Here is a 24,934-nt window from a genome sequence, read left to right as displayed (position 1 = left end):
AAAAATCTGCCCCCTTCACCTGCACCTAACTGGTTGCCTTCATTTTTAATTATTGTTTGTATTGTGGTTCTTCTTGTTCTATTTGGGTAACTCTTGGTTCAACGTTGTTTAGTATTGCCATTGTTTGTTGTGCAGCATCTTGGTATAGTTGTTTAGCTTGTTTATTTTCAGTTTCGAGTGCGAATTGTTCGAAACTTGCCTGAGCACTTTTTAATCCTGCTATCGTTTGTTTGACTTGAGTGGCTACGGTCATTTCATCCCTCCTCATAAATACATTGATTATTTTGCAGAAAAAAGAGGTAAATATACTGTATAACAACTACCATTAATTGTAATAAAAATAAATATATGGTAAATATGAAACTTTTTTAAAATGATTTCGTCATACAGATAGTGATTAAAAAGTGGGGGAGGGGAAAATATCAAATTAAAAGTGGGCGGATCTGTTTTTATTTTATTTCTAATTTTTGTTGGGTACAGTATTTTTTTTGATGTAGGGGGACAGAGGACCGTTGTAACTGCAACGTCTACGTTAAGTAAAGTAGAAGACTTTTTACTGCACATAAGGATTGAGGAATCAAATCAGGGCATTCAAGTACAGTGTTCGCTCCAATTTATTGGTGAAGACAGAATGTTGATTGAACATCAATTACCATTAGTATCTGTATCTTTTACTAATACGATTCATAATTTTACAGAAGGTGATCGTTTTATTTCACAGGAATTGGAGAGTGGAGATATTTATTATCAGCCAACAGAAATATTGCCTTTTCCCGAAGCTGGTGATACTAATATCTATATTAATGCGACATTTAAAGCGAATGGAAACCTAATACACATAGATCATGATGAAGAATTGTTATTTCAATAATAAACCGGCACATATTTACAATATGCGCCGGTTTTGATTATCTTTTATTCAGATTTTTACTTTTTACAAATGGGGTTACATCCATGCGTGTTGGTGTACTGAATTTGCGAATCATTTGGTCTGTCCAAGTATCTAATTTTGTATTAGAAGAGCGATTTCCATAATAGCTTCTCATTTCATTATCATATGCTTCAATAAATTGTTCCTGTTCAGCAAATGGTTTGTATTTATTTTCATGATAAATGGAATCGATTGGAAGTCTCGGTTTGATTTCAGGATTATGATCTGGATAGCCTATAACGAGTCCAAATAATGGAATAACATGACCCGGAAGCTCTAGCAGTTCATTTACCCGTTTAATATCATTTCGGAGGCTTCCAATATAACAAATACCTAGCCCCATTGATTCCGCAGCAATAGCGGCATTCTGGGCTGCAAGAGCTGCATCGATGGTTGCGACTATTAATTGTTCGGTACTCTCTAAATTGTTGTCAATGGTTTGTTGGTTATCCTCGGTATTAGCGAGTCGATTTATGCGATGCAAATCTCCACAAAATAAAAGCATATGTGCATTATTTTTAACATGAGTATGTCCGGACACTTTATAAAGCTCGTTTTTTAAATTTTGATCTGTTACTCCAATAATAGAATATGCCATAACATTACTAGAGGTGGAAGCTTGCTGTGCTGATTTTACAATTGTATGAATTTGTTCCTGAGAAAGCTTTCGATCTGTGAATTTTCGTATAGAACGGTGATTAAGTAACGTATGAATAACTTGGTTCATTGCTCTGAAGGCCCTCCTTATTTTAGTTCGCAACAGATAAAGTCGTATCGAATCGTATTTTAGTATTTGTTCCATACCACTCTGAAAGATGCTGGTAGGTTGGTTCAAGTACATCTGGTGTACTTATTGTCAATTTTTGTTCATCGATCCATTCAACTGTAACATATGGCCATGTATAATTTAAGATATTAGCATCACTTGTTTCATTTTCCAAAGAGAGAACTTGCCAATTCGTTAAATCAATTACAACAAGGTTATTTAATTGCATGTTCTGTCCGTTTAAACGACTAAACTGCAGTGCGACTTTAGATTGGTCCGGGGATATTAATAAATTTGTTGACTTAGCTAAATCCGCAACTAAGTAAGCAGGATTTTCACCAGTTTGATTAAATATTAAATAGGAACAAGCGTCATGAAAGCAGGAAAACTCAAGCAGATAAATTTGATGATTATCCAATGGCAACTTTTCCAATTTCATTTCACTTATGGAATCAGTGCGACTTTTAACTCCATTGAGATATTCTCTCAGGATAGGAACCATTTCTAAATTAATGAGAACTTGTTCATCTTCTAGGGGAAATTCGATAAACTGTTCAACTTTTTCTTCCTTCCGTTGCTCAAAAAGCGTCGGTTGTTGGTTTGGTTCATTTAAATTCGTATCCAATTTTTCAATGACTTTTGATGAAGAATTCGAGCACCCTGTAATAAGCAGGAGTGCACTAATCAGTATAAGTTTTTTAATCATACATAAGTCTCCAAATTATTTTTTTGTGAATACATCTAATTATACAATAATTTGGAGGACATTTTCATTTTTTTACAAAATAAAAAGAGACCTCATCGATCTCTGTCGTTAAAAATATAGTTTTAGATTACAAAAGACTCGTTTTGACTTGTATTATAATCAACTTTTAGCAACACATGTACAGGTTTTTGTTGGAGAAAATTAGTTAGATTATTTTGTTCTTCTGGATCCCTATCATTAATTATTGTAAAAGTTTCTTCTCTCTTAGTAGTTAAAAAAAAGGATAATAGTTTGGGAAGATTTTCTGCATCTGCTATCATATGTTTACGGTATAAATAAATATTAGCTTTACAGTCGGAAGCAAGCTGATGGAGATCCATGATTTCTTTCATATGCAACGTATCGTTGAGTTGAATTTTATAGGATTCAATTATATCCATACGAACACCTCCAGTTTTTTTATTATTTGCTAATAAATACCCTGGGTAAATAAGTACTAAACATTTTGAAGGATAAAATAGAAAAGATTCATATTAAATTATTTCTTTTTTTGGTACACTCTAGTTAGCTGAAATATATAGAGGAACGAGGGGAATACTTTGAAAACTTTTAAGTTAAAGAAATTGGAAATACTAGATCACAACGAGGAAATCGAGCAGAATAATATTACGTTGCTTGATGGACTCATCATAAATAGAGAAGACGACAATAGTCAATGGATTATTGAAGCATATATAGAGAAATCAAACTTCGAGTATTTCAGTAAGCTATATGAAAAACAGGATGAAATTATGGTACAGGCTACGATAACAAAAGAGAGCAATGAGCCAGCTACATTTATTACAAGAGTACTTGGTGTAAATGAAATTGGTGACGATATGAATGTATTGTTTATGGGGAAAATTATTGACAGAAGAAAAAACATCGTTGAAGATTTGTTGACCGATTTAATAAATCAAGGCTTCCAGGGGAAGGAACTACTTGAAAAGTTTAAAGAATTGGCTTAATAATGATAGAAACGGAATATTCTAGTAGCTAGGAGCAATAATATGAAATTGTATTACGCGAAATACCGATGGATTAATAAATTAACACCAGTTCAAATGTTACTGTCTTTCTACCTCTTAGCCGTTCTTTTTTCCACCATCATTCTTGCTTTGCCAGTAGCACATCAGGATGGAGTGGAAATTCCTTTTATTGATATATTATTCACAGCAGTAAGTGCAATCAGTGTAACAGGCTTGAGTACCATTTCAATTGCAGAATCGTTAAGTACAACAGGAATCATATTGCTCGCACTAATCATGCAATTGGGCGCAGTTGGAATTATGGCGATGGGTACGTTAATCTGGCTTTTACTAGGGAAAAAAATAGGGCTGAAAGAAAGAAGTCTCATTATGACAGATCAGAATCAGACCAGTTTTGAAGGGATGGTTCGTTTAGTAAAGGGTATTGTCTATGTACTATTGGTTATTGAGTTGATTGGTTTTCTTATTTTGGGAACATATTTTCTACAATATTTTCCGACAGCAGGTGAAGCCTATTTACATGGCTTTTTTGGTACAATCAGTGCAATAACGAATGGGGGATTTGATATTACCGGTGCATCACTTATTCCTTTTCGGGATGATTACTTTGTCCAATTTATCAATATACTGCTAATTATCTTTGGAGCAATTGGTTTTCCGGTGCTGATTGAAGTAAAGGAATATCTGTTTATGAAGAATAAATCACGTAGTTTATTTCGATTTACTTTGTTTACAAAAGTAACAACATCCACATTTCTTATTTTAATCGTGGTGGGTACGATGGGCATTTACCTCTTAGATATGAATGCTTTTTTTGCGGACAAATCATGGCATGAATCTTTTTTTTATGCTTTATTTCAATCGGTAACAACGAGAAGTGGCGGTCTATCCACCATGGATGTTAGCTTACTTTCTGAACCTAATCAGTTGTTTATGTCATTTCTAATGTTTATTGGAGCATCTCCGAGCAGTGCTGGTGGAGGGATTCGTACCACTACATTTGCACTAGCGGCAATTTATGTTTTTACATATATTCGTGGAGGTAAAAGTATTCGTATTTTTAATCGGGAAATCTACGAGGAAGATTTAGCAAAAGCAGTTGCAGTAACATTAGTTGGAATCTTTTTGGTATTTAGTTCTGTACTATTCATAAAGGTGATTGAACCGTTCTCTTTGGGACAAGTTTTGTTTGAAGTAACTTCTGCCTTTGGGACCGTGGGGCTTTCTCTCGGTATAACGGGGGATTTAACGACGGTGAGTAAAATGTTGCTCATGTTCCTTATGTTTATAGGTAGGGTCGGTATCATAACATTCTTGCTCATATTTAAAGGGAAGAAAGAAAAACGAAATTACCATTATCCAAAGGAAAAAATTATTATTGGATAAGTGTTAATTAAAAACGGCTTGTGCTATATTTATAGCACAAGCCTGTTTTGTTAGCAGTAAAATGCTGCTCCTACAATAATTAGTAGGATAAAAAGCACAACAATTAATGCAAAGTTGTTGTATCCACCACCGCTGTAACCGCCGTAGTTTCCACAGTCGTATCCGCCAGATCCATAGCCCATGCTTTTTCACCTCCCGATGGTACATTAATACTGTATGCATCTGGTGATAATGTGTATAGACATTTTAACTAGAAAATATAATTGTAAACAACTCAACATTCGCACAGGCCGTTCAAGCGTGATCAACTTTCGGGGCCGGAATAATCAAGAATTTTCAACTGATCGTTTTCATACCCAATAACAAACTCAAATTGAAAAGTTTCTTTTATCGTATCCTGTTCATTCGGGACATTCGATTCAATCGTAACTTCTACAATTGTTTCAATGTGGTTGTTTTCCAGCATTGTACTGCTTAGTTCGGAAAAATCAAGATTTATAATATTGATATATTCATTTCTAAATTCCTGATAGCTTAATTCCAACTGCAGTGAGCTGCCGAGTAACGTATACGCTCCAACATAATCCCTGATAGACAGGTTCTCAAGGAAATAGGTAGTTAAATATTCTGCTCCCTCTATTACCTGATCGGGATCAGAGAAACCAATGATATCTGTAACGCTTGAAAAATCCAATTGATCATTCTGTGCTTCATTTGACCATTTGGTTACCTGGTCGAACACCTCAACAATGGGGATACTGAAACCGATTGTCCCGTCCTGGGTGCCAACAGAGTTAATTCCGATCATCTCACCCGTTTCTCTTTTAATGAGAGGCCCTCCACTATTTCCTTGTGATATCTGGGCGGATATCTGATAAACATTTGAATAATCAAAGCGATCAACAGAAAAATTACGCTCCGTACCTGAAATAATCCCTAGTGTGACCGTATTTTGAAAGCCATGTGGACTTCCTAAGGCAATTACTTCATCTCCTATTTCTGCATTTGTTTCTTCAGCAATCGGAAGGGGAGAAAGTCCAGCGAGCTGTGGGACTCTTATTACAGCGATATCGACATCCTCACTAATCCCAATCACAGCTGCTGGATAAATTTGAGCATTTGCTGTTCTTACGTGAATGGCTTCTGCATCTTGTATAACATGGGCGTTCGTGATAATATCGCCCTTTTCATTATAAAGAAAACCAGATCCAGTTATCTTACTGACCTCATTTTGGCCTTCGATTTGAACGACATTTTTTTCCGCCTTGTGAATTATTGATTTAAGATCCAAGGAAGTATTGTCGGTTGCTACTTCATTAACAACAGGATTATTTATGGTTATATCTTCGGAATTCCAATTATCATAGATTTGTAAGGCTACAATAATACCAATCAATACTAATATGAGAGCTATAATTATAGGGGGATATCGTTTATTTCTTATGATGAACACCTCTTTACTGAAATAAGTTGTATTTACTATTCTGTATACCAAGATATTTTGTTTACTTCCAATGTGAGATTTTTTGGTTCGGTGTCCAAATCAAAATGTGTAAACTCAAATTTCCCGACTTCATCCGGATACAGTGTATCCGGATAGGTGACGACTTCATTGGAAAGCACTTCCATACCACTTTCAGAGAGAATCGAATATTCCACAACAACAGAAGTGATTGGCACAGTGGCAACACTTTGTACTTCTCCATTCACGACGAGATTACCTTGATCGTTATTTTCCAAACTTGAAGATACGAGATTTATAGCATCATTCTCGTTTAGTTCGTGTTCTTCGACTGCGCTATTAATTGCTTGTTCAATTCTTTGTTGTTGTGCTGTTTCAAACGCTGATTTTTCTTTATCAATTGTTGTTTGAAGACTTTCTAGTTTTTCTGATTGTGGAGCATATTTCAACCCATCTTCAACTAATAGCTGGGCATCATTAAACTGTTTTTGGTTAAGTTGTTCACTGGCTTTTGAGAAATAAAAATCTATAATCTGATTACGGATGTTTTGGGTAATTACTTCTGCCTCATCATGGTTGACAGATTCTGCATCCCAAAGCATTAGTTTTAACTCCTCAATTGCCGGATCTTGTTCTAACTTGTAGTTTAGCTCATCCACTTTTATATTGCTTCGAAGACCTTCAATTTCTTTGATGATGTGGTCGACAGCTGCACCATCATAATTTTTTAAAGTTGCTGAAGCCTCAGATGTTAAAGAGGCAGCTTGTTGAAAATTCTGCTCTTTTTCAAATTGTCTTGCTTTATCTAGGGAGTTATCAATGTTTATAGCCAATTCCACGAATTCCATTGAAGTTGTTGCCGCTGTGAAATGGCTGTGCTTGTCCAAAGCCTGCGAAAATAAGTCTCTGGCTTCTTTATAGTTACCATCTACTAGTTGTTGTTCCCCCTGCATGTAGAGGTCTTTTGCATCAGCTGATTCACTTTTTAGAAATAAATGAAAAACGCCACCAGAAGTAGCAATTAATACTGCAGTTATTAGTGGTAGATACCAGAATTTATTCACTTTTTTCTTGTTATATATACGATCCATTATGTCTTTAGGTAGTCGTTTTCCACATTTAATACAATACTGTTCTTCTTCCTTTACGCTTATTCCGCAATAAGGGCAGTGAATCATCATACTTACCTCCAAAACCAATTTGTTCTCCCGCAGCTCAGTCCAGCACATACGCCCCTAAACAGTCGCCGCAGCATTTCTTTGTCCAGCTTCGGCGACCAGGGGCTATTGCGCTTCCTGAGACCTCCGTGCGATAAGTCAACATCGGTTCGCTTACGCTTACCGTGTTTCCTTTATCTCCTGCGGTTCAGTCCAGCACATACGCCCCTAAACAGTCGCCGCAGCATTTCTTTGTCCAGTACCGCGTCGCTTGGCAAGCCCGCTATACTTTTCTTACTCATTTTATCATATTTTGCTTTATTTAGGGTGGGGCTATTGGTATGATAGAGGGTGTTGGATATCATAAAAGGAAATGAATGATTTTTCGTAATAGGGAAAATGAAAGGGGTGCCACTTACATGGAGTTATTGCTTGGTGTAGTTTGTTTTGGGATTCTTGTAGTTAACATAGGATACTGTATTCTTGATCATGAGTAGATAAGAAGGGGTGGCAGTTGTAAGCCACCCCTTCACATTACTTTGTTCGTTCCCATTCGCTAAATGGATAGATGATTAATTCGGATCTGCCAATGATTTCTTCCTTGTGAATAAATCCGAGTCCGTTTCTGCTGTCTTTACTTATTGCACGATTATCACCCATTACAAAATAGCTGTCATCCGGTATACGAATCGGTCCGAAATTGCCTGTTTTGTATTGCGCTTCATCAGATAGGAATGTTTGGCTATATTCCTCACCATCTATAATTAAATTATTTCCAGTCAATTTAATCGTTTCACCTGGTAAACCTATAACTCTCTTGACATAGTTTTTTGTTGGTCTCTGAATGATGACAACTTCCCCACGATCCGGTTCATCCAGTATATAAATGAGTTTATTAAAGATTACTCTTTCTCCATCTTCCAATGTAGGGTCCATACTTTCACCTTCAACGATGGAAGTAGCGAATATAAATGTTCTAAGGAAAAGAGCGATTAAAATTGCAATAATAATTGCTTTTGCCCATTCATACCATTCGTTTTTGTTTTTTACTTCCGTCACAGAAGTCATCCTTCCTCTACAGGTTTCACTTTAATAGTAGCACAGAATCTAATCTTAGAATATAGAGAGGCTTATTTTATATGTATACAGTAGAAAATATTCTTAATCGCATTGAATTCCTTCGGAAAAAGATGACTGAGGTGGCCATGGATAAAGGTTTTACCGATATCGAGTCTGTCCACATCAGTCAGGAACTTGACTTGTTATTGAATCTTTATGAGGAAGTCAAAGATAAATCTAAATCAGACATGAAAGATTAACGTAAGTATGCATTCTGTAGAAATGTTTCTAAACGATTTAACCCCTGTGTGATCGTATCCATATCATAGGCGTATGAAAGTCTCATATAGCCTTCACCAAGCATAGAAAAACTATCACCTGGAACGAGAGCTATTTTAGCCTCACGCACAAGAGCCAGACCTAATTCAAAAGAGGTCATTTCTTTAATTGGAAACTTAGGGAAAAAGTAAAAAGCCCCCTCTGGATTATTAACCTGCAATCCCATTTTAATTAAACGACTATATACATAATCTCTTCTTTTTCGATATTCTTCCCGCATAAGAGTAGTACTATCAGTGTTTCCTGACAATGCTTCCAGTGCTGCATATTGACTGATTGATGAAGCGCAGGATACGTTATATTGGTGCACTTTCAGTAGGTGGCTGGACAACCATTTTGGAGCAAGTACATATCCAATACGGAACCCGGTCATCGAATGTGATTTTGATACCCCGTTGATAACAATGGTTTTCTTCTTTACAGAGTCAAATCCTGCAATGGAAGTATGACTCCTGTCAAATACAAGCTCGCTGTAGATTTCGTCAGCAAGTATAAAAATATCTTTATCCTTTAATACATCCGTTAGCTGCTGTAATTCCTCCCTTGAAAAAGATGCGCCTGTCGGATTGGAAGGGTAGGGGAGGACAACACACTTGGTTTTGGATGTTATTTGATTCATCAGGGTTTCTGCCGTTAATTTAAAGTCTGTATTTGTCGTATCCGCATAAACTACCTTTGCCCCAGCCAGTGTAATTAACGGTTCATAGCCTGGATAAATTGGACCTGGGAGAATAACTTCATCCCCAGGAGAAAGAATCGTTCGGAATGTAATATCTATTGCTTGAGAAGCCCCTGTTGTGACAATGATTTCTGATTCTGGGTCATAACTAATTCCATAATGGGTTTCATTGAAATTTGCGATTGCTTTTCTTAATTCTATAATACCGGCATTATTTGTATATGTCGTTTTATTATGAAATAATGCATCAGTTGCTGCTTTTTTTACATGGTCAGGTGTATAGAAGTCAGGTTGTCCAATTGTAAGCGAAACAACATCTTTCTCATCAGCAACCATATTAAAAAATTTCCGTATTCCCGAAATTTGAATCTTTTTTACCTTTTCATTCAACAAGTTTTCCACAAAATAACCACCTTTTCATAAATATTTCCTTAAATGTGACAAAAATTTAATAAAATGTTCAAACAATTTCGATTTATAGTGCGAAAAATAGGGTATACTGTAATTAGAATATAAGAAGGAGTGTCACATATGCGACCAAAATCATTAAACTTTGAACAATTAGTTAAACAAAATAGACAGGAGCTTCTAAATGATGAAGAAAGTATAACACAAATAGAGCTACGTTTAGAAAAGAAACAGGAAGCAATAGCTTTGGCTCAACGAAAAGAACTTGAATATAAAAATTAACTCATTAAAGCAGGAATGATTATAAATCATTTCTGCTTTTCTATTCGTACACGAGCTTTCTATTTCCATATAATTGAATCAATAGTACAGCTCCTATAATACATCCCATTCCGAGCATTTGTACAACTGTAAAAGGCTCGGTAAATACGAAAATACCAATGAGTGTTGCTACTACTGGTTCAATTGTAGATAAAATAGAGGCCTTTGAAGCTTCTGTATACATCAACCCATAAGTATAAACAATATAAGCTATAGCAGTTGGTAGAAATCCTAATCCTAGTGCATAAAACAAGACGGTAGGATTAAACAGCAATAGAAATTTTTCCGAATAAGGAAAAAATGGTACAAGGGCAACTGCAGCAACGATAAATGTAAAAGTTGTTACGCTTAAGCTTGAGTATTTTTTTAAAGCAAATTTACTAATTATACTGTAGAGCGCATATCCAAGCCCTGATCCAAGTCCTAAAATAATACTGGCAAATTCCAGGTTATGAATACTGTTAGGAGTGATTCCTACTACTAGACAGGTTCCCATTATTGTTAGAACAAGTGCAATCATTTTTAAACGAGTAAGGGGTTCTTTAAATAGAAAAAAGGAGATGACTGTTACAAATGCAGGAGCAGTATATAATAAAGCTGTTGCTACCGGAATGGTTGATAATTCAATAGCTGTAAACAAACAATAATTAAAAAATATAATACTGCAGATACCAGTTCCTATAAAATATTTACAATCACGAATTGATTGTAGTTTCACATCCTTTGGTGAAACAATAATCATATATGTAATCAGTAAAATTGCAGAAGTCCATGCCCGCAATGTGACAACTTCCATTGGCGTAAAGCCCAATTCGTACAGATGTTTCACAAACCAGCCAATCGTCCCCCAAAGTGTGGCTCCCAATATAATTAATAGATAATATTTATTCAAATTATTTCAGCCTCCTTAGCTCCGTAATTATATGTAATTATAACAAATAAGTGGGAAGATAAAGGTATAATTCAATAATTAGAGGGAGAGAATGCTAAAGCTGTTGGAATGGAACGATTGTACGAAATGGTTAGTTTACAGTATTGCATCGAGAAGGAAGGTAGTTTGTCTTGCAAACGTTTATTTTAATGGACTTCATACATATAGGAAACGTTGGGATAGAGGAAGATTATTTATACATTTTTTGTGGTTTGGCAAGCATTATTATCATTTCTTACGGTATAAAGCCTATGGTAGAGTGGGCGGTCAGATTTAAACTCCAAAAATTTTTACGTTATTTAATTAGTAGTTGTTTTGCGGTACTCGCAATTTTAAGTATTTCGTTTTTTGCTGAAAATATGAATCAGCTTGTATTTATGAGAATAACCTTACAGAGTATGTCTGTTTACGGTATTTTATATTCGGTTGGAATTCTGATTCAGCGATTTATTAGAAAGGCGAATTGATGATAAAAGCGCATACAGCCTAGGCTGTATGCGCTTTTATCTATCCATTAAATGATTAACATTTTCCAACCATTGATATACGGGCTCGAAATATTCCTCTGGTGTCTTCAGACCAGGTGGAGCTGCATCCATTATTAAAGCTTTCTCCGTTTCAGATAATTTCTCAAATTTATCCTTTAGAACATGTGTCTGCTCGGCGTATCGATGAAGTTCATAAATGAAATCCTGTAAATTCATTTAACAGCCTCCTTTTATTTGTACATTACCCTAAATAACATGGTAATAAAACATGTAAAAAAGAGAGAAGAAGCTGAATTAATAATTTCGATGTGATCTACTAGGAGGCCATTCCATTTTCCCTAGAGAGGAAGGAGTATAATAGGAAGAAGTTTGTCGTTTTTGTCTGGTCTGTGGTTTCTTTCCCGGTTTCCAGTCAATGTATTGATAGACAATTCTTTTGGCCTGTGACAATGACATCTTTGTTTGGGGATTCCGATAATTTTGATCAAGGGAACCGAGATGTTTCAGTGCTTTGAAGTCGTCTTTGGATGGAGGTATATGAAAATAATAATCATCGACCTTAACAAGTAATGTAGAATGCTGATTACTAAGTTTTGGATGGTCAGAGAAATGCAGCCCAATTTTTTTCGCTTTCTTTTCATTTAATAGTTTACTAATGGTGTCTTTTTTTATTTGATATAAATGCTGTGGTTCTGGAGCTGTCTTCGCATGTCTATTAATCGTAAATATAGCTTGTGCTAGATCGCGTAGTGAATTTTCATGATTCATGTTCTCGTCTCCTTTCTGTAAAATTATTCTGTTTCTATCGTATCGTAAAGCTTGTCCGCTGGCAAATAGAAATTAAAAGAAGAGTGAAAATAATAATAATTCATCTCTCCTTTATTTATTATTATTGAACTTCCTTTAAGTCTTGGACAATCGTATCAATTGCTGCTGATTCCACTCCGCTGTAATTTTTAATAACTTTACCTTCCGGACTTACGAGGAAGAATGAAGTACCATGTGTTACCTGATCAGTTCCATCCGGTGCTTCCGCAACTAAATTTTTAAAAGACTTAATGGAAAGTTCTTTAATTGTGTTAAAGTCATACCCTGTCAGGAATGTCCAGTTGCTAAAATCAGCATTATAACTCTTCCCGTAAGCTTTTAGAACTTCTGGGCTATCATAATCAGGATCAACACTAAAGGATACGAGCTGTGCATCAATATCTTCTTCATTCAATTTCGTTTGTAAGGAGGCCATATTGGATGTCATTGGTAGACAAACAGTTGTACAATTAGTGAAAATGAAATCTGCAATCCACCATTCTCCTTCTAAATCATTTAGACTTAACTTGTCATTATCCTGTGTCGTAAATTCAAATGCTTCGACGTCTTGTGACATCGTTGTTTCAATAGGATAATCCCCACAAGCCGTTAAAAAAATGCTAAGCGTCAATATCAAAAATAAGTACTTCATTCTATCTTCCTTTCTAAATGATCTATTACCTATTGCGGTCGTTCAATGGATTCAGGGCTATTATATCATTAATACAACATACTTTGATTTACGGAACCTTGAAATCTTTATGACATTTGAGATTTTAGTGTATAGACATGCAGTTCAGGTTTACAAAGGAAACGATATGGAAGTCTTGTCGTTCCGATTCCGCTATTCACATACAAGGATAGCTTTTCGTCGTTTAGAATATATTTTCCCTGAACGTACTTTTCAGCATAAGCTGGTGTGTACAAATCTCCTATAAAAGGGAATCGTACCTGTCCACCATGGCTATGTCCGGAGAGTTGCACATCAATTGGATATGAGAAAGTTTTTTCCACGAAATCAGGTTCGTGGGCCAATAGTATCGTAAAGAGATTTGGATCCGTATGTTGTAATGTTGCATCTAAATCAGGTTTTCCAAGCATGACATCATCGACCCCTGCGATCACTATAGTGGATCCACCTTGTTCTACAGAAACATGATTGTTTTGTAATAAATGGAAGTGAGATTTTTCCATTACGTCATGCACAATATCTGTACCATATCCTCCATGATCGTGATTGCCATATATCCAATATTTACCATGGTTTGCTTTCATTGATTGCAGGATAGTTGTCAATCTGGAATCCCAATTATAATGATTTGGTTCGTCAACCAAATCCCCTGTAAAGACAATAATATCTGGATTTTGAAGATTAATTTTATTTGCCAATTCCTGTAATTGCTCCAAAGAGTAATGAAAACCAATATGTGTATCGGAAAATTGTATGATTTTAAAATTATTAAATGCTGTGTTTATCCTAGGAGAAGAAATAGTTTCTTCTGAAATTTTTAATAAAGATGGTTCTATGTTTCTGGAATAATAATAAGTACCACCACTGATGCCAATAAAAGCCAGCAGACTTCCGAGAGTATTCTTCAAAAAAACGCGTCGGTTCATCTTACTCATACCTTTCAGATAATAAAAAAACAGATGGTTAGAGTATAGCATGAAATGTAGTTTAGATTATATAAAATTCTATTTAATGAAAGGCTGTTTTCTAGGAAATTCGGACAGCGGTTACTCATCCCACTGTTTTTGTCACAAAATCTATAAACTACGATGTAACTGCTGCCTCGCCGTCCGGGATTGCTGCGGGCGGATGCTTTCTGCGGGCACGGCCTCAGCCTCCTCGAGAAACCCACTCTGCGGGGTCTTCGAACGCGTGCTGGGACTGCGATTACTCGCCCCACCGGAAACGTTTGTTCCCGCAGGAGTCACCGCCCACAGCGATGCCGGACTGGTGAAGCTTGGAGATATGAATTTTATAAATCAATAATGCAGTTATCAGTTTGTAAGCCTAAAACCAGCTCTGGGGAAATATACGAAGACTCCAGCGGAAGGAAAGGCATCGGTGAGACCCCTAAAGAAGAAGCACGAGGAGGCTCACCAGCCGCCCGCGAACCGCAAGTATATTTCCCCAGAGCGGTCGCCGAAGTAACTTATCCTAGTTCGGAGTTTATCTCAACTGGGAGGATTATAAAGTAACAAAGATTAGGGAAAGGGCCTAATGAGAAAATTAGAATGTAGTCGTGTAGATGTACAAATTTCATGAATTCAAATTCTAAAATAACAATAGTTTTTGTATTTGAAATAATCAGTGAAATACTTGACTTTATATTCAGTTGCTATTATCCTAAAAGACAGATGGTGCTGTAAATAACAGGGGAATATAGAAAACGTACTAACCGAAAATAGGTTAATACGTTTAGTTTGTTTTTTTCTGCCGGATGACATTTGGGCCTTTTAATAAGTTGAATCATGGATAGTAAGCATATTATAATAGTAACCAACCACTACATCAATTACAGGAATCACAATCATTATGGTAACCTGAATGAATACCCTCCATTTGTATGGTGCAATGTGAAATATCGAATTGAGTTTTAATGAGTTTATTCGCTTTTGTTAATAATTCATCACGATTAATGGATTCATTGACAACAAGATGGCAGCTCATGGATGAAAACTCAGAAGTAATTGACCAAATATGAACATCATGCACATCCTCAACTCCTTCGATCGTGGCAAGGACTTTTATCATGGAATCCATGTTAACATTTTGTGGTTTTCCTTCCATTAAGATGTGCAAAGAATCCTTTGTAATCCGGTACCCGGAAATAACAATTAAGAGTGCGACAATCACACTGGCAATCGGGTCCGCAATATTCCAACCAAAAAGAATAATAAGAAGACCTGCAATGAGGGCACCAACAGATCCAAGTAAATCACCTAAAACGTGAAGTAATGCACTGCGTATATTCAGGTTTTCTTTCGAATCACCACGCATGAGCATCCAGGCTACCACTATATTGACACAAAGCCCGATGAAGGCAATAATCATCATATTTCCACTTACGTTTGGTGGATTGGCAAACCGGTGAAAAGCTTCATAGAATATATAAAGCGAAATGATAATTAGTGTAATCCCATTAATAAAAGCAGCTATAATTTCAAATCTTCTATAGCCAAAAGTTTTGTTTCCAGTAGCCTTTTTTTCGCCAATTTTTAAAGCTAGCAAACTGAGGCCCAATGCTGCAGCATCACTTAGCATATGACCGGCATCTGATAACAGTGCAAGACTATTTGTCAATATACCGCCGATTGCCTCAACAATCATAAAAGTGAAAATGAAAATAAAACTCCAAAACAGTACACGGGTATTATTTGTATGGTGATGATGATGTCCATGATTGTGACCATGTTCATCTGGGTGATGGTGGTGATGTGTCATAAGTTACCTCCTAACGGGTGTGTTTAGTATGTTCAATTGTTTGCTCCAACAAGTTCATTACGTGATCATCATCTGGCGAATAGTAAAGCATTGTTTTTTCTCTGCGCTTTTTCACGAGATGCAATTGTTTTAAATATTTTAATTGATGTGAAATGGTCGATTGGTTCATATTTAGTTGTTTTGCGATTTCATTAACAGAACATTCTTTTAGAAGAAGTAACTGTAGAATTTTAATTCTTGTAGGGTCGGACAAAGCTTTAAATATTTGAGATGTGTGTTCAATTAATTGATCGTCCATGGAATGATTCTCCAAGTTGTTTACCCCTCTCTAATATATGAGCATATGTTCATATTATAAAATATGTGCATGGCTTTTTCAACAGGTTTAGCGTAAATGATGTATCAAAATTTGCGATATGGTAATATATATGTAAAGTTGCGTCTTTCTAAATAGTGATTAGTTTGAAAGTTTCTTTAAAGGGAGTGTGTTAGAATGAGTGTCATACAAGATAGAAAATTAGTTGAGATATCCATAGATGAATTGAGGATTCCCTCTGAGAAAGTAGCCCATGTTCAATTGAATAATCCGCTGGAACATGCGTTATTAGTTTTGGTGAAATCAGGTTATTCAGCCGTTCCAGTATTGGATGCTTCTTATAAATTTGTTGGTGTTATTGGCAAAACTGTTATTTTAAATCAAATATTAGGATTAGAAAATTTTGAAATCGAAAAACTTTCAGAGATGAAGGTCAAAGAAGTGATGGACAGAAATACCCCAACGTTAACTAGAGAAAATACGTTACTTGATGGTTTGAATGCGGTTATTGATCATACGTTTATTTGTCTCATTGACGATGAAGGATTCTTTGATGGAATATTAACGAGAAGAGCAATCCTTAAAGAAATAAAAAAAAACATTTATATTAATTCGTATAAAAAGTAAAAAAATTCCAGCCTTTCCATATCAATGGTTGGGCTTTTTTTGAGAGTTCGTTTCTACTAAATGTTAAAATATTTGCGAGTAAATATGCTGTCTGCTAAAGTAAGGAAGAGATTATATAAAATCAGGAGGAATAGACATGAAAATGATGGATGCGAATGAAATTATCAGCTTTATCTCAAATAGTAAAAAAAGCACACCGGTTAAAGTATACATAAAAGGTGATTTAAATAATTTAAAATTGGATGATTCAATTAAATCCTTTGTTGAACCGAATAGTGGTGTAGTATTTGGTGAGTGGAAAACGATTCAAACATTTTTGGAAACAAACAAAGATGTAATAACGGATTTTGTTATCGAAAATGATCGCAGAAATTCGGCCATCCCTATGCTTGATTTGAAAGAAATCAATGCAAGAATTGAACCGGGCGCAATCATACGTGATCAAGTGGTGATTGGTGATGGTGCAGTTATCATGATGGGAGCTTCTATTAATATCGGTTCAGTCATTGGCGAAGGTACAATGATTGATATGAATGCTGTTTTAGGTGGACGTGCTACTGTTGGTAAAAATTGTCACATTGGTGCAGGTACTGTACTTGCGGGTGTAATCGAGCCACCATCTGCGAAGCCGGTTATTGTTGAAGATGATGTAGTTATCGGTGCTAATGTTGTTGTACTTGAGGGAGTTACAATCGGAAAAGGTGCTATTGTAGCAGCTGGGGCAATTGTTACACAAGATGTTGCACCGAATACCCTTGTTGGCGGAACACCAGCAAGAGTTCTTAAAGAAATTGATGAACAAACAAAAACAAAAACGGAAATTAAACAAGAACTTCGCAAACTGGATAACTAAGCGTACGATGGCTATGGATAAAACGGAATTACAAGAAATTAGAAGAGAGTTACACCAAATACCGGAATTAGGGTTTCAGGAATTTAAAACACAACAATATGTAGTGAAGAAAATTGAGAGCATGAAAACGGATCGTGTTTCCATAAAATTATGGAGAACAGGAATACTTGTTAAGATTGATGGTTTATCACCAGGAAAAACAATTGGATTTCGAAGTGATATGGATGGTCTGCCAATAACGGAGGCAACTGATTTCGATTTCCAATCGACCCATGATGCGAGAATGCATGCTTGTGGTCATGATTTTCATATGACAATTGCCCTTGGTGTTATGAAGCAAATAATTACCGAACCAATTAATGATGACGTCGTGTTTATTTTTCAACCGGCAGAGGAAGGCCCAGGTGGAGCCTTACCTATGTTGCAATCGGATGAATTTCAGCAATGGAAACCGGATTGTTTATTTGCATTGCATATTGCTCCTGAACTACCAGTAGGAACCGTATCTTCAAGAAAAGGATTACTTTTCGCCAATACAAGTGAATTGTTTATCGACTTTAAAGGTCTAGGTGGACATGCTGCATACCCGCATTTAACACGTGACATGACGGTTGCAGCGAGCTCTTTTGTCGTACAAATGCAACAAATTATTTCCAGAAGCTTAAATCCCTTGGACAGTGCCGTGATTACTGTAGGAAAGATGGAAAGTGGCTTTGTCCAAAATGCGATTGCAGAAACAGCACGATTGGAAGGTACGATTCGGACATTAAATCCAGAGACAATCGGGATAATTAAAGAAAAATTGGAGAAACTCATGAGAGGCTTTGAAATCAGTCACGACTGTCGTATCAAGGTGGATTATGGTGCGAACTATTATCAGGTATACAATCAAGGGAATTATGTTGATCTATTTCAAAAAACGATGGATGAAAATGATATAACTTATAAGGAAGCCAATGCAGCCATGACTGGAGAAGACTTTGGGGATATGCTTAGAGAAATTCCTGGATTTATGTTCTGGCTTGGAGTCGATTCACCATACGGCTTACACCATGCTAAACTGAACCCGAATGAAGACGCACTTGAAATAGGTGTGAAATCTGTTATCAGTACGTTGAAAACCCTCACGAAGTAATGTGTATATTGTTTATAGTTTAGTAAAAACTATGATTGTAAATGTACATGTTCAGAGGAGGAAATACGTATGGCGAGAATTGGTGTTGAAGGAACATTAACCGATGTAAAAACTGCATTAATGGAAATGGGTCACGAGATTATTGACCTCCGCACTGAAAACGATGCAGCTAATTGTGATTGTTGTGTTATTTCCGGCCAGGATAAAGATGTGATGGGTATGCAATCCACAAGCATAGAAGGCCCGGTAATTAATGCTCAAGGGCAAAGTGCTGAAGATGTTTGTCAAATGGTGAACGCGAAATTAAGTTGAATAGTTAATAAAGCATAAGCAGCGTGTCCTTATAAGGATACGCTGCTTTTTTGTATCAACATACGTGCTGTACACATATATAAAATAAGAACTTATAAAAGATTCCTATATGGATTCTTTGAAATCGAGGGGGTTCTTAATTTGAGAATAAGGGAACATATGCCGGATCTTAAAGCAAGTGGAGAATGGATAAATTCAAGGGAGATAAAAACTGTTGACCTACTAATGGGGAAAAAACCTACATTAATTTATTTCTGGTCAGTAAGTTGCCATTTATGTAAAGGGGCGATGCCACTTATAAACCAAATGCGTAATGAATTTAAAGATAAATTGAATGTCATAAGTATTCACACCCCTTTAAACAAAGAGGATAATGACCTAGACAATATTAGATCAGAAGCAGCAAGATTTAACTTAACCGAACCACTATTTGCGGACCAGGATGAAATACTATCTCAAACATTTCAAGTGAAATTCGTTCCAGCTTATTTTATTTTTGATGAGAAAGGCCAATTAAGATATTTTCAATCTGGTCGAAATGGAATCCAGACACTCCAGAGACGTTTAAATCGTATATTAAAGAAGGCAGAATCTTAAACAAACTACTGATAAAAAGCACGCTTACTGAGATAGTAAGCGTGCTTTTTACTTTAGAACCTAATAATTTAAATAATATTTTAAAAAATTAGAAATAAGTATAGCAATTTATTTCGGAAACCGTTATATTAATAATTACGGTAAAAGTACAAAAGAGGGAGAGGAATTAAATGGATACATTTAAAAAATTAAAATTATTTTATTGGCCCCATAAAAAATACTTTCTATGGTCATTATTCTTCTTATTATTTGTAACAGTTATCACAGTGGTTTATCCAATTATTTTGCAGGTTACGATAGATGAAGTTGTTCTGCAGGATAGGTATGAATTAATACCATGGATCTGCATTACTTTTCTTGGATTGATGGTTTTCAAGGGCTTATCTACATTTTCATTCCAATATTTAGGGGATATTTTTGGGATGACCACCGTTTATCATATACGGGGGGCGTTGTATGACAAGCTCCAGACATTGGCATTCAGCTATTATGATAACGCTAAGACAGGGGATATAATGTCACGATTAACTGCTGATGTAGAAGGATTCCGATTCTTTCTCTCCGTAGGATTTGCAGAGTTGATTCGAGTAGTATTACTGATTTCGATTAGTTTAAGTATCATGTTTTATTATTCTATTCCATTGGCTCTCGTAACAATGGCTGCTATTCCGTTTCTGGCTATTGTCGTATTCAAGTTTGATAAACGGGTGCATCCAGCATTTAGGGAGATTCGAAAATCGTTTGGTAAGCTCAATACTAGAGTGCAGGAGAACATAAGCGGTATGAATACCGTAAAATCGTTGTCGAGAGAAGAATTTGAGATTGGAAGATTTTCTTCAAGCAATGATAATTATCGCCAAAACTATCTTAAAACTTCTAAACTTTGGGCTAAGTACTTTCCGTTTATGGAATTCATCGGTAATGTTTGTGTTGTTGCACTGCTGGCATATGGGGGATTCCTGGTTATGGAAGGGAGACTGGGGTTAGGGGAGCTTGTTGCCTTTTTCAGCCTTGTTTGGTATATCCTTGGACCATTAATGAATCTTGGATTTATTGTGAACCAATTTTCCCAGGCAAAAGCATCTGGAGAAAGATTAATTGAAATTCTCGAAGCGGAAGAAGATATTATCGAAAAAGAAAATGCGATGGAGGTTCCAATCCAGGGTCACGTTACGTTGAAGAATGTCTCACTGAATTATATGGAAGATGATGATGCAGCGTTGAAGGATATTAGTTTTGATGCACCGCCAGGAAAAATAATTGGTTTGATTGGAGCAACAGGTGCAGGGAAAACAAGTATTACACAGTTAATTACAAGATTTTATGAACCACAAGTTGGAGATGTACTAATTGATGGCAGACCAGCAGCTGATTACAAACTAAAATCTTTGAGAAGTCATATCGGGTTTGTATTGCAGGAGCCATTTTTATTTTCTACGTCAATTAAAGCAAATATTGCTTACGGCAGTCCGGATATTTCTGATGACCAAATTATCGGTGCTGCAAAAAGAGCGCAGGCACATGAATTTATAATGGAATTACCTAATGGTTACGATACGATGCTTGGTGAGCGTGGAATGGGTCTTTCTGGTGGTCAGAAACAGCGAATAGCCATTGCTCGTGCAATATGTATCAATCCGAGTATTCTTGTTCTTGATGATGCAACATCTGCGGTTGATATGGAGACAGAATTTAAAATTCAAAAGGCTTTAAGGGAAGTTATGATAGGCAGAACAACATTTATTATTGCACATCGCATATCTTCTTTAAAACATGCGGATGAAATATTGGTTCTAGAAAAAGGAAAAGTTGTCGAGCGTGGTACACACGATTTCTTATTGAAGCATAATGGGCCATATGAGCGCATCTACAATATCCAGTATCAGGATCGTGAAGCAATTATGAACACAGTAGGATAATAAGGAGGTGTCTTTCATGGCACATGCACAAAAGAAAGAAGAAAACAGGCACTTAAAGCGATTTTCTTATACAGTAGACCAGGTAATTGAAAAGCCATTTAATTGGTCACAAATGGGGCGGTTGCTTCAATTTGTAAAACCATATTCAAAAACATATTTACCAGCAGCAATTATCGCCATGTTGATATCAACCATTATACGTTTAACTGTACCTATATTAATTGGTAAGGTTGCAATCGATATGGCAATATTAGGAGAAGATAGGCCGTTGCTCGTATATTTAGTACTGGGAATTGCAATCATGTACGTAGTCAACTTTGTTGCTAACACATTTCGAATTAAGTGGGTGAATATATTAGGGCAGAATGTTATTTATGATATCAGGCAGAAGTTATTTTCACATATACAACGACTATCACATCGTTTTTTTGATACTCGTTCAGCCGGGTCCATATTAGTTCGGGTTTTAAATGATATCAATTCCTTGCAAGAGCTGTTCACAAACGGAATCATTAATCTGTTAATGGATGCAGTTATGCTTTTCGGAATTATTGTTATTCTCTTTGTATTGAGTCCGCCACTTGCTCTTGCCGTTATTATAGTGATTCCGCTTATGTTCCTTATTTCAACAAAACTCAGGAAAAAAATTAGGCGTTCCTGGCAGGACGTTCGTCTCCATCAATCGCGTTTAAACTCCCATTTAAATGAGGGGATTCAGGGAATAAGAATCACACAATCATTCTCGCAGGAAGATGAAAATGCTGCATTTTTCGATGGAATTAATAAAGGTTATTTCAACAGTTTTAAAGATGCATCAAGAAAAAGCGCTTTGTTCCGTCCGCTGGTAGACATATGTGATGCTGCTGGGACAATTATTCTGATTGCTTTTGGGGCGTACTTGATATTAAATGGTACGATTGAAATTGGTACCTTCGTATCTTTTGCGTTTTTCCTTGGTATGTTCTGGGAGCCGATATCAAGGCTTGGTCAGATGTACAATCAACTGTTGATGGCGATGGCCTCTTCTGAACGTATATTTGAATTCTTGGATGAACAACCAAATGTAAAAGAGAAAAAAGATAGCTATGTGTTTAAAGATATGAAAGGTCATATCGAATTTGATCATGTTGGTTTTTCTTATAACAAAGATCGTATTGCCTTGCATGATATATCCCTTGATATCAAAGAAGGTCAGACGATAGCGCTAGTCGGTCATACAGGTAGTGGGAAATCGACGATAGCTAATTTGATTAGCCGTTTCTATGATCCAACATCAGGATCCGTTAAAATCGATGGCCATGATTTAAGGGACATGAAGTTGGATAGTTTACGTCAACGAATTAGTGTTGTGTTGCAGGATACATTTATTTTCTCAGGTACGATAATGGAGAATATTCGCTTCGGCCGTCCAGATGCAACCGATGAAGAAGTTATCCAGGCAGCAAAAATAGTGGGCGCAAATGATTTTATTCAACGTCTGGCAAGTGAATATCAGACAGAAGTAGAGGAGCGTGGAAATATATTGTCTGCCGGAGAAAGACAACTTCTATCGTTTGCGAGAGCACTGCTTGCTAATCCTAGTATTATTATTCTCGATGAAGCAACAGCAAGTATAGATACGGAGTCAGAAGTAAAAATACAAAAAGCATTACGTAAGTTATTAAAAGGCAGAACATCAATTATCATCGCACACCGACTATCAACTATCCGTGAATCAGATAATATCTTTGTTTTGGAACAAGGTCGTATCTTAGAGTGGGGGAATCATGAGGAACTGATGAAGCAACATGGTAAATACTTCGATCTTGTTAAATCGCAGTTTACAATGCTTGATGCTATTTAATTAGTAGATATGCATAAACGAAGGAGCAATCTTCCTACTGAAGGTTGCTCCTTTTCCTATGAATTAGTATTATTGTAGGAGATCACGTTTTTAATGGGGGATAAACTATGTCAAAAGATTTTGCTGTAATCGGTCTTGGTCGCTTTGGTGGAAGTATTTGCCGTGAACTAAGCCAAGAAGGAATGCAGGTTCTAGCCATCGATTCTGATGAGGATAGAGTTAATGAATATAAAAACATTGCATATCATGCAGTGATTGCAGATTCAACTGATGAAGATACGTTAAGGGAAATTGGAATTAAGAATTTTGATCATGTAATTGTTGCGATTGGAGAAAATATTCAGGCTAGTATTTTGACGACAGTAATTTTAACGGATATTGGGATAAAAAAAATTACTGTTAAAGCTCAAAATGATTATCATGAAAAAATACTGAACAAAATAGGTGTTGATCAAGTAGTACATCCTGAGCGTGATATGGGAAGAAGATTGGCTCATAATATTATTTCAAACAATATCTTGGATTATCTCGAATTATCGGATGAACATAGTATTGTTGAGGTAAAAGCCGGAAAAAAAATGGTTGGAAAATCCTTGATCGATTTGGATATCCGTGCAAATTTCGGGTGTAACATCGTAGCAATAAAGCGCGGACGCGATATCAATGTATCGCCAAGTGCGGAAGACGCACTGCGAGAAGATGATATACTGATTGTTATTGGAGCAGATAAGGATATATCAAGATTTGAAAGAAGACTTGTAATTGATGATGATTGAGATTGAGAACAAAAGCTTAAAGCTAGGTTAACGACGTATGCGTATGGACTGGACCTTTTCCCTTAATAAAAGGCTATTTTCGTAATGCTTGTTGCATTTAATCATCGCAGAGTTGAGATAAAATGCGAACTTACTTCTATCTTTATTAGATCCTATCTAACTTCTGGGTGGTATTCTAAGATGTGTGCTATTGCTGCCGTCCGGGATCGCTACGGGCGGATGCGCATCCTTAGGGCACGGCCTCAGCCCCGAAGAGAAAACCGCTCTTCTGGTCTTCGGACACGTGCTGGGACTGCGATTACTCGCCCCACCGGAAACATTTGTTCCCGCAGGAGTCACCGTCCTTCGCTCACCCGGACTGGTGAAGCTGTGTGATGAGATTTTTATAACAATCACTAATGCAGTTAATCGTTTGTAAGCTTAAAACCAGCTCTGGGAAATATACGAAGACTCCAGTGGGAGGAAAGGTATCGGTGAGACCTCGGAGTGCGAAGCACGAGGAGGGCTCACCAGCCGCCCACGGAAAGCGAAGTATATTTCCCAGAGCGGTCGCCGAAGTAACTTTTTTGTTTCGTAGCATTCCTGTAGAACGCTAAATTTAAGGTTTGAAAAAAATAGAGCCCCTCGGTAAGATGGA

28 protein-coding genes and 1 pseudogene are annotated in these 24,934 nt (G+C 36.5%); 13 read left to right on the top strand and 16 right to left on the bottom strand.

The window, feature by feature from the left end:
* Positions 1–49: 49 nt before the first annotated feature.
* Complete coding sequence (locus tag ACFOUV_RS10785; RefSeq protein WP_379496778.1) at positions 50–253, bottom strand: DUF1657 domain-containing protein; 204 nt, start codon at positions 251–253, stop codon at positions 50–52.
* Positions 254–631: 378 nt separating this feature from the next.
* Between ACFOUV_RS10785 and ACFOUV_RS10780 the strand changes: the two genes are divergently transcribed.
* Positions 632–871 (top strand): hypothetical protein, encoded by a 240-nt coding sequence (locus tag ACFOUV_RS10780; RefSeq protein ID WP_379496777.1) that lies wholly within the window; start codon positions 632–634, stop codon positions 869–871.
* A gap of 37 nt (positions 872–908) precedes the next feature.
* On the opposite strand, the gene nfsA is transcribed toward ACFOUV_RS10780, so the two are convergent.
* The 3 genes from nfsA to ACFOUV_RS10765 all read right to left on the bottom strand — a co-directional run bounded on the left by nfsA (position 909) and on the right by ACFOUV_RS10765 (position 2,843).
* Positions 909–1,658, bottom strand: coding sequence for an oxygen-insensitive NADPH nitroreductase (gene nfsA / locus ACFOUV_RS10775; RefSeq protein ID WP_379496776.1), 750 nt, complete (start codon positions 1,656–1,658; stop codon positions 909–911).
* A gap of 22 nt (positions 1,659–1,680) precedes the next feature.
* Positions 1,681–2,403 carry a hypothetical protein gene (locus ACFOUV_RS10770; RefSeq protein WP_379496775.1) on the bottom strand — a complete coding sequence of 241 codons (723 nt, stop codon included), beginning with the start codon at positions 2,401–2,403 and terminating at the stop codon, positions 1,681–1,683.
* A 122-nt stretch (positions 2,404–2,525) separates the two neighbouring features.
* Positions 2,526–2,843, bottom strand: a complete 318-nt coding sequence (locus ACFOUV_RS10765; RefSeq protein ID WP_379496774.1) for a hypothetical protein — start codon at positions 2,841–2,843, stop codon at positions 2,526–2,528.
* Between the two features lie 159 nt (positions 2,844–3,002).
* Between ACFOUV_RS10765 and ACFOUV_RS10760 the strand changes: the two genes are divergently transcribed.
* Both ACFOUV_RS10760 and ACFOUV_RS10755 read left to right on the top strand, forming a co-directional pair.
* Complete coding sequence (locus tag ACFOUV_RS10760; RefSeq protein WP_379496773.1) at positions 3,003–3,410, top strand: YwpF-like family protein; 408 nt, start codon at positions 3,003–3,005, stop codon at positions 3,408–3,410.
* 42 nt (positions 3,411–3,452) lie between these two features.
* Positions 3,453–4,817 (top strand): TrkH family potassium uptake protein, encoded by a 1,365-nt coding sequence (locus ACFOUV_RS10755; RefSeq protein ID WP_379496772.1) that lies wholly within the window; start codon positions 3,453–3,455, stop codon positions 4,815–4,817.
* A gap of 50 nt (positions 4,818–4,867) precedes the next feature.
* On the opposite strand, the pseudogene ACFOUV_RS10750 reads toward ACFOUV_RS10755, so the two are convergent.
* From ACFOUV_RS10750 to lepB, 4 genes and pseudogenes are all read right to left on the bottom strand, one after another.
* A pseudogene (locus ACFOUV_RS10750) lies at positions 4,868–4,951 on the bottom strand (YjcZ family sporulation protein); the annotation flags it as partial.
* Between the two features lie 170 nt (positions 4,952–5,121).
* Positions 5,122–6,312 (bottom strand): S1C family serine protease, encoded by a 1,191-nt coding sequence (locus ACFOUV_RS10745; protein ID WP_379496771.1) that lies wholly within the window; start codon positions 6,310–6,312, stop codon positions 5,122–5,124.
* Complete coding sequence (locus ACFOUV_RS10740) at positions 6,297–7,460, bottom strand: zinc ribbon domain-containing protein (RefSeq protein ID WP_379496770.1); 1,164 nt, start codon at positions 7,458–7,460, stop codon at positions 6,297–6,299. Before ACFOUV_RS10740 ends, ACFOUV_RS10745 begins: the two co-directional genes overlap by 16 nt.
* A 510-nt stretch (positions 7,461–7,970) precedes the next feature.
* Positions 7,971–8,495: a signal peptidase I gene (gene lepB, locus ACFOUV_RS10735; RefSeq protein ID WP_379496769.1), complete on the bottom strand. Its 525-nt coding sequence runs from the start codon at positions 8,493–8,495 to the stop codon at positions 7,971–7,973.
* Between the two features lie 80 nt (positions 8,496–8,575).
* Between lepB and ACFOUV_RS10730 the strand changes: the two genes are divergently transcribed.
* Positions 8,576–8,755, top strand: coding sequence for a Spo0E family sporulation regulatory protein-aspartic acid phosphatase (locus tag ACFOUV_RS10730; RefSeq protein WP_379496768.1), 180 nt, complete (start codon positions 8,576–8,578; stop codon positions 8,753–8,755).
* Here ACFOUV_RS10730 and ACFOUV_RS10725 read toward each other — a convergent pair.
* Positions 8,752–9,915: an aminotransferase A gene (locus tag ACFOUV_RS10725; RefSeq protein ID WP_379496767.1), complete on the bottom strand. Its 1,164-nt coding sequence runs from the start codon at positions 9,913–9,915 to the stop codon at positions 8,752–8,754. The two genes, ACFOUV_RS10730 and ACFOUV_RS10725, sit on opposite strands and share 4 nt — an antisense overlap.
* Positions 9,916–10,044: 129 nt before the next feature.
* On the opposite strand from ACFOUV_RS10725, the gene ACFOUV_RS10720 reads away from it, so the two are divergent.
* Positions 10,045–10,203, top strand: a complete 159-nt coding sequence (locus ACFOUV_RS10720; RefSeq protein WP_379496766.1) for an FbpB family small basic protein — start codon at positions 10,045–10,047, stop codon at positions 10,201–10,203.
* A gap of 40 nt (positions 10,204–10,243) precedes the next feature.
* Here the strand turns inward: ACFOUV_RS10720 and ACFOUV_RS10715 are convergent, their stop codons facing one another.
* From ACFOUV_RS10715 to ACFOUV_RS10685, 7 genes are all read right to left on the bottom strand, one after another.
* A complete protein-coding gene (locus ACFOUV_RS10715; RefSeq protein WP_379496765.1) occupies positions 10,244–11,134 on the bottom strand; it encodes a DMT family transporter in 891 nt (296 codons plus the stop codon).
* Positions 11,135–11,676: 542 nt separating this feature from the next.
* Positions 11,677–11,877 carry a hypothetical protein gene (locus ACFOUV_RS10710; RefSeq protein WP_379496764.1) on the bottom strand — a complete coding sequence of 67 codons (201 nt, stop codon included), beginning with the start codon at positions 11,875–11,877 and terminating at the stop codon, positions 11,677–11,679.
* Between the two features lie 78 nt (positions 11,878–11,955).
* A complete protein-coding gene (locus tag ACFOUV_RS10705) occupies positions 11,956–12,429 on the bottom strand; it encodes a YkyB family protein (protein WP_379496763.1) in 474 nt (157 codons plus the stop codon).
* A gap of 121 nt (positions 12,430–12,550) precedes the next feature.
* Positions 12,551–13,120: an SCO family protein gene (locus tag ACFOUV_RS10700; protein ID WP_379496762.1), complete on the bottom strand. Its 570-nt coding sequence runs from the start codon at positions 13,118–13,120 to the stop codon at positions 12,551–12,553.
* Positions 13,121–13,227: 107 nt separating this feature from the next.
* Positions 13,228–14,085 carry a metallophosphoesterase gene (locus tag ACFOUV_RS10695; RefSeq protein ID WP_379496761.1) on the bottom strand — a complete coding sequence of 286 codons (858 nt, stop codon included), beginning with the start codon at positions 14,083–14,085 and terminating at the stop codon, positions 13,228–13,230.
* 901 nt (positions 14,086–14,986) lie between these two features.
* Complete coding sequence (locus ACFOUV_RS10690) at positions 14,987–15,919, bottom strand: cation diffusion facilitator family transporter (protein WP_379496760.1); 933 nt, start codon at positions 15,917–15,919, stop codon at positions 14,987–14,989.
* A 10-nt stretch (positions 15,920–15,929) separates the two neighbouring features.
* The gene (locus ACFOUV_RS10685; protein WP_379497249.1) at positions 15,930–16,217 is read right to left on the bottom strand and encodes an ArsR/SmtB family transcription factor; all 288 of its coding nucleotides are present in this window, start codon (positions 16,215–16,217) and stop codon (positions 15,930–15,932) included.
* Between the two features lie 195 nt (positions 16,218–16,412).
* Here ACFOUV_RS10685 and cbpB point away from each other — a divergent pair, with 195 nt between their 5' ends.
* The 8 genes from cbpB (at position 16,413) to ACFOUV_RS10645 (ending at position 24,297) form a co-directional block, all read left to right on the top strand.
* Positions 16,413–16,862, top strand: coding sequence for a cyclic-di-AMP-binding protein CbpB (gene cbpB / locus ACFOUV_RS10680; protein ID WP_379496759.1), 450 nt, complete (start codon positions 16,413–16,415; stop codon positions 16,860–16,862).
* A gap of 136 nt (positions 16,863–16,998) precedes the next feature.
* Positions 16,999–17,715: a 2,3,4,5-tetrahydropyridine-2,6-dicarboxylate N-acetyltransferase gene (dapD, locus tag ACFOUV_RS10675; RefSeq protein WP_379496758.1), complete on the top strand. Its 717-nt coding sequence runs from the start codon at positions 16,999–17,001 to the stop codon at positions 17,713–17,715.
* 13 nt (positions 17,716–17,728) lie between these two features.
* Positions 17,729–18,850, top strand: a complete 1,122-nt coding sequence (locus tag ACFOUV_RS10670; protein WP_379497248.1) for an N-acetyldiaminopimelate deacetylase — start codon at positions 17,729–17,731, stop codon at positions 18,848–18,850.
* A 69-nt stretch (positions 18,851–18,919) separates the two neighbouring features.
* Positions 18,920–19,162, top strand: coding sequence for a YkuS family protein (locus ACFOUV_RS10665; protein ID WP_379496757.1), 243 nt, complete (start codon positions 18,920–18,922; stop codon positions 19,160–19,162).
* Between the two features lie 141 nt (positions 19,163–19,303).
* Positions 19,304–19,759: a TlpA family protein disulfide reductase gene (locus tag ACFOUV_RS10660; RefSeq protein ID WP_379496756.1), complete on the top strand. Its 456-nt coding sequence runs from the start codon at positions 19,304–19,306 to the stop codon at positions 19,757–19,759.
* A 170-nt stretch (positions 19,760–19,929) separates the two neighbouring features.
* The gene (locus ACFOUV_RS10655; RefSeq protein ID WP_379496755.1) at positions 19,930–21,678 is read left to right on the top strand and encodes an ABC transporter ATP-binding protein; all 1,749 of its coding nucleotides are present in this window, start codon (positions 19,930–19,932) and stop codon (positions 21,676–21,678) included.
* A gap of 16 nt (positions 21,679–21,694) precedes the next feature.
* The gene (locus ACFOUV_RS10650) at positions 21,695–23,521 is read left to right on the top strand and encodes an ABC transporter ATP-binding protein (protein WP_379496754.1); all 1,827 of its coding nucleotides are present in this window, start codon (positions 21,695–21,697) and stop codon (positions 23,519–23,521) included.
* A 107-nt stretch (positions 23,522–23,628) separates the two neighbouring features.
* Entirely contained in the window at positions 23,629–24,297 is a 669-nt protein-coding gene (locus ACFOUV_RS10645) for a potassium channel family protein (protein WP_379496753.1), read from the top strand.
* The last annotated feature ends 637 nt before the right edge of the window (positions 24,298–24,934 follow it).

The organism is Oceanobacillus longus (assembly GCF_042650085.1).
Lineage (GTDB): Bacteria > Bacillota > Bacilli > Bacillales > Amphibacillaceae > Oceanobacillus > Oceanobacillus longus.
Note: the sequence above shows the minus strand (reverse complement) of the source record. Positions and strands in the feature narration are given on the sequence as shown.